This is a genomic window from Microcystis sp. LE19-10.1B, from assembly GCF_027530565.1.
Lineage (GTDB): Bacteria > Cyanobacteriota > Cyanobacteriia > Cyanobacteriales > Microcystaceae > Microcystis > Microcystis aeruginosa.
Genome location: NZ_JAPZQM010000637.1, coordinates 1 through 11217 on the forward strand (window position 1 = coordinate 1; position 11217 = coordinate 11217).

Here is an 11217-nt window from a genome sequence, read left to right on the forward strand (position 1 = left end):
TCAATCCTTATCTGGCAAGAGATTTAATTGATTAGTTCGCTTCAGATCGCAAACAATTGACAAAAATCGCCAAATGTCTTTCTCTATAAGGGTTTCATTCCTTATAATCCTGTACGTTGCATAAGACAAACCGAAGAACCAAATTTTGATAGTTTTGTCACCACTCCCACTAGCTAAATAGCGGCCATCGGGACTATATACCACTGACTTAACCGAGTGAGAATGACCAGTAAGGGTACGCAATTCTTTTCCCGTTGCTACCTCCCAAATTTTGATAGTTTGGTAACTCCCACTAGCTAAATAGCGGCCATCGGGACTATATACCACTGACCAAACCCAGTCAGAATGACCAGTAAGGGTACGCAATACTTTTCCGGTTGCTACCTGCCAAATTTTGATAGTATTGTCACGAAGCCCACCCCCACTAGCTAAATAGCGGCCATCGGGACTATATACCACTGATAAAACTGGACCAGAATGACCGGTAAGGGTACGCAATTCTTTTCCTGTCGCTACCTCCCAAATTTTGATAGTTTTGTCATCACTACGACTAGCTAAATAGCGGCCATCGGGACTATATACTACATCAGCCCCGTAAAGGTAAGAATAAACAGTAAGGGTACGCAATTCTTTTCCGGTTGCTACCTCCCAAATTTTGATAGTTTGGTCAATACTCCCACTAGCTAAATAGCGGCCATCGGGACTATATGCTACTGAAAAAACCTCGTCAGAATGACCAGTGAGGGTTTTATCGGGAAAACTATGTTCTGAAAATTTTTTTTCTTGTGGTGAGTTTATTTCCTGACTTTTAAAATAACCATAAGCTTGCGTTATTCCTACTCCTAATAACAAAACTCCACCAAGAGCTATCATTCTATTTCTCAGCTTATTCTTTTTAATCGGTTGTCCTGGTGTTTTTTGGGGTACAGCTACAGGTGAAACTGGCGGAGAAGAATTAATCTTAGGAATAACTGGCGATTGTTTTTGAGTTACAATAGGAGGCGGATTTGGTGGTGGAGATGGTCTATTAGGAGTTGTAGGAGGTAACTTTAATTGCCTTTCAATCTGATCTAAACGTTGTAAAATAACCCTAGTATTAGCTGGTCTATTCTTTGGCAATCTTCCCATTAACTCGTCAATAAAATCCAACAATAACGGGTGAATATTTTCCGTTTCTTCTCGCCAAGCTAAAACATCATTAACCGCATCATAAATTTCTAAAGGATGTTTTCCAGTTAATAAATGCACAAAAGTTCGTCCTAAAGCATAAAAATCTGATTGAATCACCGCCTGGCTATGTTGTTGTTCATTGGGTGTATATCCGACCGAGGTAATACCTGTCACCTGTTGACCTTTTCCCTTTTGATGATAGGTTTGGGTTTCTTCCCTTGCTGTCCCTGCTGTCCCAAAATCAATTAACACCAACTCGCCACTATTCCGCAACATAATATTAGGGGGTTTAATATCTTGATGAAGCCAGTTTTGTTGATGAATTTTATCGAGAATTAAAGTCATTTCTCTCAGCCATTTTAAGGCTCGTTTTTGACTTAAAATATCATACTGGTTTAGCCACTGTTCTAAATCAATACCCTCCACTTTTTCCATAACTAAACAGTGTAATATTTTCCCTTCTCTCGTGGAATATTGAAAATAGGCATCTGCTCGAGGAACACCAGTGACATTTTGACGACTCAACTCTAATAAAACGTCATATTCCCGTTTAAATAATTCCACTGCTTTCGGTTGATTATTCCATTTTTCTTGTAATACCTTGAGGATTTTGGCTGTAAAACCTTCAAAAGCCTCATAAACAATGCCAAAACCGGTCGTATCACTCAATAACCGACTCACCCTATATTTACCATTTAACAACAATTGAGAGCCGCAACTTTGACAGTAACGAGTATTCGAGTTATTATTACTCGGATGCCCTGGTTGAGAACAATCGGGATTAATGCAGTAACAGGGTTTCATCTCGGCTATCAGTTATTTTATTGGGTGAATAATTGCAAGTTTTCCCTTACCTGTCTTTGAAGGCATTTTATCATAAGTCAGTAGTAGTAGTAGGGTGCGTTACGCTATCGCTAACGCACCAAATTAAATTAATCCTAGGTGTGGTGCGTTACGACGGATTGTTAGATTCAAGTTTAAGCAGAGATTGTCGCCGTCTAACGCACCCTACATTTTACTACATTTTACTAAACTGGGATGAGCCACTCTTGAAAAAGGGGACAAATATTAATTATTATTAAAAGTATATTTACTAATTAACCAAAATACCAGTGAAACTAGCTCAAGCTCAGACGATATTAACAGACACTTTAACCGTATTTTGGGGAGAATGGCTAGATTTACGCGCGAGAGTCCTTCAGATCGCCGCCACAGGTTTAGTTTCTCCCCTAATCTATATTATCGGTTTCGGGTTGGGGTTGGGAAGCGCCCTCGATCGCTCGATGAAACCCTCACTCGGCGATTCCTATCTAGAATTTATTTTACCCGGAATGGTGGCCCTGTCCTCAATGGCGATCAGTTTCGGGGGAACCACCTTTTCCATCTGTGGCGATCGCTTATTTAGTAAAACCTTCGAGGAATTATTATTACTTCCCGTCCATCCCCTCTCATTATTTTTAGGCAAAGTTTTCGCGGGAATTTTGCGCGGTGTAATGACTTCTGCATCAGTGATTCTCGTTGCTATCTTATTTACAGGAAAATTTGCCAGTTTTCTCAATCCCCTCTTTTTATTAGTTTTAATCTTAAATTGTGCCGTCTTTGCCGGTTTAGGGGCAATTGTCGGATTGCGAGTTACATCCCTCGAAAGTGTCAGTCTGTATAATAACTTTGTAATCGTGCCGATGTCTTTTTTAGGAGCAACTTTTTTCGACCCCCAAACCTTACCCTGGCCATTAAAAATTATTGTTTATTCCTTGCCCCTCACCTATGCTAGTCTGGGATTAAGAGCCGCAGCCTACGATATAAATCAATTTCCTTGGTTCGCTATCCCTATTTTATTAATCGTCGCTATTCTTCTCTCGATTGTCGGTGCTTATCAATTCTCCCATCAACGGGATTGAATCAGTTATCAGTAATCAGTAATCAGTTATCAGATTTTAGTTTTCAGTGAATAGTATTAAGTGGCAAGTTTTGAGCTTTATTTTCATGGATTACTGTTTGATTTTTACTGATAAAAGCAAAAAGCTCCTGACTCCTATTTCCTGACTCCTATCTCCTGACTTATTTTTACTTTGAATAAATATATCCTTTTTTATAAACCCTACGATGTATTATGTCAGTTTACTGATGAAAATGGTCGCTCGACTTTAAAAGATTATATTCCCATCCCGAATATCTATTCTGTCGGTCGTTTAGATAGGGACAGCGAGGGATTATTATTACTCACAGATAACGGTCAATTACAGCATCGTTTGGGTCATCGTCAATTTGCTCATCCGCGTACCTATTGGGTACAAGTCGAAAGAATTCCAGACCTAAACGCTTTAGAAAAATTGCGTCAAGGTCTTCCTATTCAGGATTATCGCACTCGACCAGCAATAGTTAATTTACTAGATTTTGAACCAGATTTACCCCCCAGAGAGCCACCGATTCGTTATCGAAAATCTGTCCCCACCGCTTGGTTAGAAATTACCTTAACTGAGGGAAGAAATCGTCAGGTAAGAAGGATGACGGCTGCCGTTGGTTATCCGACTTTAAGATTAATTAGAACAGCCATTACTATTGACAAAAACAATAAATTATGCTTAACAGGATTACAACCCGGTCAATGGCGAGAAGTGACTGAAAAAGAGAGAAAAGCCTTGGAAAGGTTATAATTTCTGTAAGTAACCTTGATAAGTGGGTGGGTGGAATTAAATATAAGATGAACGTAGGTTGGGTTGAAGCATGAAACCCAACGCCTGCATGGGTTACGCTACCGCTAACCCATCCTACAAATAATTCTGCCTCCCTACTTAACCAAAGTTGAATGTATAGTTTGGGACTTGATCAAATTACCCACAATTATCTATAATCGTGAATATTAAACCTAAAGACAAATATGAAAGTTAAAATTAAAAATCTTGGCATTTTAAAACAAGCAGAATTCAGTCTAGGCGACCTCACAATTATCTGTGGTCGTAATAATACAGGTAAAACTTATGCTACCTACGCTTTATTCGGTTTTTTAGACACTTGGCGAAGACTATTAACGAAACCAAGATTTGGCCTCAAAGAAAAAATTGAGCAACTACTTTCTGATGGTGTAATTAGTCTCGATCTACAGGAGTATGTTCAACAGTGTGAAAGTATTCTTACTACAGGTTGTCAAAGATATATTCAACAAATACCTGAAGTTTTTGCGGCCAACGAGGAGAGATTTAAAAATGTTGATTTTCAGATAGAATTAAATTTTGACAATATTCAATTTCAAAATAAGTATGAAAAGAAAATTAGTACAGCAACATGGGAAATTATCTCGATTAGCAAACCTGAAAATGACCCTTATTTATCCATCACATTATTAACAGAAACAGAAAAAATAAATCTGCCAGTGCATTTTCTTGAGGAGATCATTTACGACAGCATCCAAGATATAATTTTCTCTCAGTTTTTTCCCAGGTTATTTATTGCCAGTGCAGAAAGGACAGGAGCGGCAATTTTTCGCAAAGAGTTAAATTTTGCTCGTAATCGTTTACTGGAAGAAATTAGCAAAAATAGCAATTTTGATCCTAGTGAACTGTTATTTAATGTTTCTCAGGATTATGCGCTACCGGTTAAAAAAAATGTAGATTTTACTAGACAAATAGAAACAATTGTCAAAAAAACTAGCTTTATTGACGAAAATCATCCCAGTATTTTAGAAGATTTTGCCGATATTATTGGTGGTCAATATATGATTACTAACAATGATGAACTTTATTACATTCCTAAAGTAAAAAGACAAGGAAAAAGACTTAGACTATCGATGGATGAAAGTTCTAGTGCTGTACGTTCTCTTTTAGACATTGGCTTTTATTTAAGACACGAAGCTCGCATCGGAGATTTGTTGATAGTAGATGAACCTGAATTAAATCTCCATCCAGAAAATCAACGCCGTATCGCTAAACTTTTCGCTCGACTGATCAACATTGGTATTAAAGTTTTTATCACTACTCACAGTGATTATATTATCAAGGAAATAAACACATTAATTATGCTTAACCATAATCAACCACACCTGAAACAAATTGCCGCAGAAGAAGGCTATAGACAAGAGGAATTATTATCGGCCGATCAAGTTAAAGTCTATATTGCTGAAGAAGATTCAAAGATTTTAAAAGGACAAAAAAGAAAGACCAAATTTCACACTTTAAATCCCGCTAAAATTGATCCAGAAATGGGTATTGAAGCGCGTAGTTTTGATACTACTATCGAAAATATGAATCGTATTCAAACGGCTATTATTTGGGGTGAGGAGTAATGTCTGATATTGCTATCCTCAAAGAAATGATTAGGGATTGTGCGATAGTAGAGTTAGAGTATAAAAAAGAATACAAACGAGATAGTTATTTACTGAAACTGACAGAAAATCAAGATAACTATTCGTTTGTGATTAGTGGAATGCCTGAACCCGATCGAGTTATTGTGATCAAGCTAGATGAGTTTTTTGATGTCCGCACAATTTTTACTGGTGATAAAGGTGAGTGTAAGCGTGCAGATTTTATAATTATCGCTAATACCACTTCTGAAAAAGTTATCCTTTGTCTGGAAATGAAGAAAAGCAGAGATTCTAATTCATCGATAACCAAACAATTAAAAGGAGCCGAATGCTTTGTCTCCTATTGTCGTGAAATCGGACGCTTATTTGGGAATCAACCCGATTTTCTTCAGGACTATCAATATCGCTTTGTTAGTATTAAAAATATCAGTATTTCTAAAACAACCACCAGCAGCCGTAAATCCTCTCAAAAAAATGAGATTCACGATCAACCAGAAAAAATGTTAAAAATTTCCGCTAAAGCGAAGCACTTTCAAGAATTAATTTAGTCCTATAGCTTCTCATTATGACCGATTTAATCTCGATCGAATAACGATCTTTTGCCGAGAGTGCTGAAAGAGCCTTATCGATGCTCATTTTTAAAAACTTCAAACACCTGCCGGCTGAAATATTTTAACTTATCAGCCACCTTAGGAGAAGGTTGATAATTGCCGACTAATTGCCAATTTTCCACCGTAGATAGTCGCCAAGCGGTTCCTTGATGGTTAAAAGCCTGCATTTCTAAGCCAATCAAACGCTGATGCTGATCCTCGCTATCGAGATGAAAACGAATTTGTACCAGAATACTGCGCCCTTGAATTCTGGGACTCCAACCGGGAAAATGGAAAGCGATATCGATCGAGTCGGGATCCGTTAACTCCCTTGTGTGGGGATCATTGCGCCAAGGTTTCAGATCTGCCTTTGCATCGGGGAATTGTTGTTTAAACAGGTTGACGAGTGTGGCGATCTTCGCCGTTAATTCTAATCCTTTTGCCTGTTCCGACGCATTCATGCTCACCTCTGATAATTGCTTATAAAGTAACTATTTATACAGTTTAGCCCTGCTTTTTGCGACTATTGGAACAATTATAACGATATTTTCTCGATCGAGTCCAAAATGCCGCACCTGTCAATCAAGATAGCCGCTGCCAAAAAGACAAAATCAAAACTAAACTAGAAAATAGGATAATCGACAGGAACAGTATTTTCTATGAATCCCCAAGAGTCTCTATTACAATCGATCGAAAAATTAGGCTATCGGGTTACGGTGGGTGATGTGGCGGCAAAATCGGGTTTAGAGATTAACGCTGCACAACAGGGATTATTAGCTTTAGCGGCGGAAGCGGGGGGACATTTACAGGTAGCAGATACGGGGGAGATTATCTATCTTTTTCCCGAAAATTTTCGCTCAATTCTTCTGAATAAATATTGGCAATTGCAGTTAAAAGCTTTCGGGAGTAAAATCTGGCAAGTAGTTTTTTATGTTATTCGCATTTCCTTTGGTATTGTTTTAATTATTTCGATTTTAATCCTGTTGCTCGCTATTCTGGCGATCCTGATAGGCTTAATGTTCAAAGATAGTGACTCGGATAACAATTCTGGAGATAGCAAAATTAATATTAACTTCTTTCCCACGGACTTTTTCTGGATTTTTTATCCCGATTTTGGTAATAACTACTACGAAAGAAGAGATCGGGAAGTTAAGGCAGAAAAACCCCCTAGTAAGATGAATTTTCTCGAGGCAGTTTTTTCTTTTCTCTTTGGCGATGGCGATCCTAATTTTAATTTAGAGGAGAGACGCTGGCAAACTATCGGTAAAGTAATTCAAAATAATCGTGGCTCGATTATTGCTCCACAAATTGCCCCCTATCTGGATAGTATTACCCCCAGTCAGGAGGAGACAGAAGATTATATACTTCCAGTTTTAACTCGCTTTAATGGGTTGCCGCAGGTGTCCGATCGAGGCGATATTATCTATTATTTTCCCGATCTACAGGTGACAACCAAAGAGAGAAAAGTACAAGCATTGTCACCCTATCTAAGGGAAAAAAGCTGGAAGTTTAGCGAAGCGGATAGCGGTCAAATTATCTTAGCTTTAGGTTTAGGGGTGGTTAACTTTATCCTCGCTTTAGTTTTAGGATTTTTGCTCAACAGTGATAGTGTTGATTTGAGCGGTTCTCTGGGGTCGATAGTCACAGGTATCTACGGTTTTCTCCTCAGTTATGCCGCTGCTTTTTTGGGGATTCCCCTCGGTCGTTATTTCTTTTTACAGTGGAGAAATAAGCGGGTTAATCAACGCAATCAACAGCGAGAAAAAAGAGCAGATTTATTAGCCCAAAATAATCCTGAATTAGAGCAAAAACTGGCCTACTCTCGTCAATTTGCCGACCAAAAAGTGATTAGGGATGCTGATATTAGTTATTCTACGGATCAAGACTATCTCGAACAAGAGAGCGAGCGCTCGGATAAAATCGATCGAGAATGGCAAAAACGCTTAGAATCCCCCGATTCCTGACTCCTGACTTGAAAGAGGGTGTAGGGTGTGGGGTGTAGGGTGTAGGGTGTGGGGTGTGGGGTGTAGGGAGATGGGGAAGTGGGGAAATGGGGAAGTGGGGAAATGGGGGAATTATGAATTGGGAAATGGGGAAGTGGAGTAGTGGGGTATTGGGGGAATTTCAACTAAAACCCCAACACCCTAAAACCCTAAAACCCTAAAACCCTATCTCCAGACTCCTGAATCCTGAATCCTGACGACCGACTCCTAACCCCAGCAACAAACTTTTTGCCGCAAACCCTAACTTAAACGATCGAGAGTGCGATACTGAATTGCTTCGGCAACGTGGGAACTTTTCAGCATTTCACTATCTCCTAAATCGGCAATGGTGCGGGCAACTTTGAGAATGCGATCCATTGCTCGGGCCGATAAACCCAATTTTCGGATTGCCCCTTCTAAAATATGGCGACTGCTATGATCAAGAGCGCAAAAACCCCGCAAATGCTCGGAATTCATCTCCGCATTAGAGCGAATCCCCGTATTCTGAAAGCGATCGCTGGCCTTTTGTCTGGCCCTTTCTACCCGTTGCCGCACTTGCTCAGAAGCTTCTCCCCGACTCTCTTGGGTCATTTCTTCTGGTTTCAGGCGATTTACCGTCACTTGTAGGTCAATACGGTCTAAAAGCGGCCCCGATAATTTCGCCCAATATTGTTCCCGTTGTCGCGGTGAACAGCTGCAGGGTTGCACCGAATCGCCGTAATAACCACAGGGACAGGGATTGGTACTGGCCACTAGAGTAAAACGGGCCGGAAAAGCGACGGAAAGACGAGTGCGAGAAATGCTCACATAACCATCCTCTAGGGGTTGCCGGAGATATTCCAAGACACTGCGCTTAAATTCCGTTAATTCGTCCAAAAATAAAATACCACGGTGGGAAAGGGAGATTTCTCCCGGTCGGGGATAAGTGCCACCTCCCACCAGCGCTGCCCCGGAAGCGGAGTGATGGGGACTGCGAAAAGGACGCTCGCGCACCAGGGAACCTCGATCTTTCAGTAATCCGGCGACGGAATGAATCTGGGAGACTTCTAGGGATTCGGCAAAGGTAAGCTGGGGCAGAATACCTGGTAAACGTCGCGCTAACATGGTTTTACCGCTGCCCGGTGGCCCGACAAAAATTAGGTTATGACCTCCAGCTGCGGCAATTTCCAGGGCCCGACGACCAATGGCTTGGCCTTTGACATCCTTGAGATCGGGGAGATTTACCCGCGATCGCCCAAATTCCTCGGCAGCGTTAAAAGTCATCGGTGAATGGCGATCGGGTTCATTTAAGAAATTTACCACTTCCGATAGATGACGAAACCCATACACTTGTACGCCTTTGACCACGGCCGCTTCTTTGGCATTATCGGCAGGAACCACTAAACCCTTAATCCCCATTTTTTCGGCGGCGGCAGCAATGGGTAAAACCCCCGCCACGGGACGCAAACTACCATCGAGGGATAATTCACCTAAAAAGAGAAAATCCCCCAATAAATCGGCTTCTACCTGTTCGGAAGCCCCTAAAATGCCGATACTAATCGGTAAATCATAAATCGGCCCCTCTTTGCGGATATCGGCGGGACTTAAATTGATGACAATTTTGCGGATGGGAAAGGCAAATCCGGCATTTTTTAGGGAAGCTTTTACCCTTTCTTTCGACTCCTGCACGGCGGTATCGGGTAAACCCACCACGGCAATTCCGGGTAATCCCCCCGATACATCCACCTCTACCCCGATTTTAATGGCATCGATGCCGATAATTGCCGCACTCCAAACCCTTGCTAACATTTTGGCTCAAGTAAAAATAAAGTGAGTTCTTAGGAAAATGAAACAGGATGTTAGGCTAGTTTTCCGCACAAAAATGATTTTATCTGGGAATTTACCCTGAAAATCAGCGTATTTCTCGGGATAACCTAGCCAGAAAAGCTGAGAGCTTAATGGTATAGTTGAAAAAAAAAGTAATCTGTCTATGAGTGAGACTATTTTTAGCAAAATTATCCGGAAAGAAATTCCAGCCTCGATCGTTTATGAAGATGATCTGGTTCTCGCTTTTCGAGATGTTAATCCCCAAGCACCCACCCATATCCTCATTATCCCCAAAAAACCGATTCCGAAACTAGAGGAAGCCAGCGACAGCGATCGAGATCTATTGGGACATTTGTTACTAACTGTTAAAAAAGTGGCCGCCGAAGCTAAATTAAGTCAAGGTTATCGAGTAGTGATCAATAATGGGGAACATGGGGGTCAAACCGTCGATCATCTTCATGTCCATCTCTTAGGCGATCGCATAATGGCTTGGCCTCCGGGTTAAACTCCTGTTATTCTCCCGCATTTTTGGGGAATTCTAGAACTAGAATCGTTCTTTTCCGAGTCGGTCTTCTCGATGTTGAACCCATGAATAGGTCTATTTCTGCGATCGCATTGTCCAGCACCCTGCTGTTATTTCCCTTCACCCCTACGACTCTCGCTCAATCGGAATGCTTTCTCCAAAGAGCAGATGGACAACACATAGATCTTAGCCGTCTCTGTGGCAGTTCATCTAGAAATAGGAAAAATTCCCCGCAAGTTTATCAGCTACCGATTCAACGCCGGGTTAACGGCATTCCCACGGTGATGGTGGTTTTTAATAACCGTCACTATTATGAAATGCTTTTTGATACAGGTGCTAGTGGCATCGTCCTCACCGATGCCATGGCGAAAGCGATGAAAGTCAAACGGGAAAAGGAAGTAGTCGCTCATACCGCCGGCGGTGTCGTTACTGTTTATCTTGGTCGCATTAATTCTGTTAAGGTTGGCGAGGTGGCTTTATCTAATCAGATTGTTGGTATTTCTCCCCAAATGGAAGGATTAGGACTCTTGGGACAAACTTTTTTTGGTTCCTATGATGTCACGATCAAAAAAGATGTGATTGAATTACGTCATCGTTGATAAGTAGCTGGTTATAATTAAACTAAAAATGGATTTTAGGTTCGATCCCCCCTGCCCCCCTTGATAAGGGTAGGGTCGTTTCATTCTCTCAAATGTCATTCTCTCAAATCTTTATCTGGCAACGTTTTTAGTCGATTTCTCGGAATAAATATCTGAAAATTTCTAAAAACGTCGTGCTTTGCTTACCGCATAAGCGATTAAAGGTAGCAAAAAAAGAATTAGATTCAGAGAATGAATCAGCCCTACC

General features: G+C 40.8%; 11 protein-coding genes. 7 read left to right on the top strand and 4 right to left on the bottom strand.

Annotated features, from left to right (window positions below):
* A complete protein-coding gene (locus tag O9332_RS22865; protein ID WP_288027557.1) occupies positions 1-1974 on the bottom strand; it encodes a protein kinase domain-containing protein in 1974 nt (657 codons plus the stop codon).
* 308 nt (positions 1975-2282) lie between these two features.
* On the opposite strand from O9332_RS22865, the gene O9332_RS22870 reads away from it, so the two are divergent.
* The 4 genes from O9332_RS22870 (at position 2283) to O9332_RS22885 (ending at position 6018) form a co-directional block, all read left to right on the top strand.
* Complete coding sequence (locus tag O9332_RS22870) at positions 2283-3071, top strand: ABC transporter permease (protein ID WP_288027559.1); 789 nt, start codon at positions 2283-2285, stop codon at positions 3069-3071.
* 171 nt (positions 3072-3242) lie between these two features.
* On the top strand, positions 3243-3827 hold the full coding sequence (locus tag O9332_RS22875; RefSeq protein ID WP_002751273.1) for a pseudouridine synthase: 585 nt from the start codon (positions 3243-3245) through the stop codon (positions 3825-3827).
* A 224-nt stretch (positions 3828-4051) separates the two neighbouring features.
* Positions 4052-5452, top strand: a complete 1401-nt coding sequence (locus tag O9332_RS22880) for an AAA family ATPase (protein ID WP_288027561.1) — start codon at positions 4052-4054, stop codon at positions 5450-5452.
* Complete coding sequence (locus O9332_RS22885) at positions 5452-6018, top strand: hypothetical protein (protein ID WP_002757849.1); 567 nt, start codon at positions 5452-5454, stop codon at positions 6016-6018. The genes O9332_RS22880 and O9332_RS22885 overlap by 1 nt, the downstream gene beginning before the upstream one ends.
* 74 nt (positions 6019-6092) lie before the next feature.
* On the opposite strand, the gene O9332_RS22890 is transcribed toward O9332_RS22885, so the two are convergent.
* A complete protein-coding gene (locus O9332_RS22890; RefSeq protein ID WP_002743840.1) occupies positions 6093-6521 on the bottom strand; it encodes a Tery_1686 family protein in 429 nt (142 codons plus the stop codon).
* Between the two features lie 198 nt (positions 6522-6719).
* Between O9332_RS22890 and O9332_RS22895 the strand changes: the two genes are divergently transcribed.
* Positions 6720-8024, top strand: coding sequence for a hypothetical protein (locus O9332_RS22895; RefSeq protein WP_002757850.1), 1305 nt, complete (start codon positions 6720-6722; stop codon positions 8022-8024).
* Here the strand turns inward: O9332_RS22895 and O9332_RS22900 are convergent.
* On the bottom strand, positions 7946-8188 hold the full coding sequence (locus O9332_RS22900) for a hypothetical protein (protein ID WP_192846060.1): 243 nt from the start codon (positions 8186-8188) through the stop codon (positions 7946-7948). The two genes, O9332_RS22895 and O9332_RS22900, sit on opposite strands and share 79 nt — an antisense overlap.
* Before the next feature lie 115 nt (positions 8189-8303).
* Complete coding sequence (locus O9332_RS22905) at positions 8304-9779, bottom strand: YifB family Mg chelatase-like AAA ATPase (RefSeq protein ID WP_373276128.1); 1476 nt, start codon at positions 9777-9779, stop codon at positions 8304-8306.
* Positions 9780-10011: 232 nt separating this feature from the next.
* On the opposite strand from O9332_RS22905, the gene O9332_RS22910 reads away from it, so the two are divergent.
* Both O9332_RS22910 and O9332_RS22915 read left to right on the top strand, forming a co-directional pair.
* Positions 10012-10353 carry a histidine triad nucleotide-binding protein gene (locus tag O9332_RS22910; protein WP_002757854.1) on the top strand — a complete coding sequence of 114 codons (342 nt, stop codon included), beginning with the start codon at positions 10012-10014 and terminating at the stop codon, positions 10351-10353.
* Positions 10354-10436: 83 nt separating this feature from the next.
* Positions 10437-10970, top strand: a complete 534-nt coding sequence (locus O9332_RS22915; RefSeq protein WP_185237484.1) for a retropepsin-like aspartic protease family protein — start codon at positions 10437-10439, stop codon at positions 10968-10970.
* Positions 10971-11217 lie beyond the last annotated feature (247 nt).